Raw genomic sequence first — 707 nt, forward strand, 5'->3', positions numbered from 1 at the left:
ATAAGCGCGTCATCAATAAATCGATCTTCTTGGCACTCGGTATCAACACTGAAGGTCATAAAGAACTCATGGGCATGTGGATTGCTGAGAACGAAGGCGCGAAGTTCTGGCTCAACGTCCTCACTGAGCTCCAGCAGCGCGGTGTAGAAGATATTCTCATCGCTTGTGTGGATGGTCTAAAAGGCTTCCCAGAAGCCATCAATGCCGTTTTCCCGCAAACCAACATCCAACTGTGCATCGTACACATGGTACGCAACTCATTGAAATATGTATCATGGAAAGACTATAAAGCAGTGACGGCGGATTTAAAGCAAGTTTACCGCTCCGCAACGGAAGAAGAAGCCTTGCTAGAGTTAGATCGTTTCGGCGACATCTGGGACGATCAATACCCACAAATTACCAAATCATGGCGCAATCACTGGCATCACCTCAATACGTTGTTTAATTACCCTGACGATATCCGCAAAGCGATCTACACAACGAATGCGATTGAGTCACTGAACAGTGTTATCCGCAGAGCCATTAAAAAACGTAAAGTCTTCCCAAGCGATGATTCTGCGAAGAAAATGGTATACCTTGCCATTAAAGAAGCCAGTAAGAAATGGACGATGCCAATTCAGAACTGGCGCCAAGCGATGAGTCGATTTATTATTGAGTTCGAGGAACGTCTCGAAAAGCACCTTAACTAAATGGCAGTTACACGGAAT

The 707-nt window shown here is 45.3% G+C and carries 1 protein-coding gene; it reads left to right on the forward strand.

The genetic code is table 11. The annotated features are described in order from the left end of the window. A partial coding sequence (locus AC2A4J_RS20295) for an IS256 family transposase (RefSeq protein WP_484177289.1) occupies positions 1 to 689 on the forward strand: 689 nt, incomplete at its 5' end. Between the last annotated feature and the right edge of the window lie 18 nt (positions 690 to 707).

The organism is Marinomonas sp. ATLA20 (assembly GCF_057180105.1).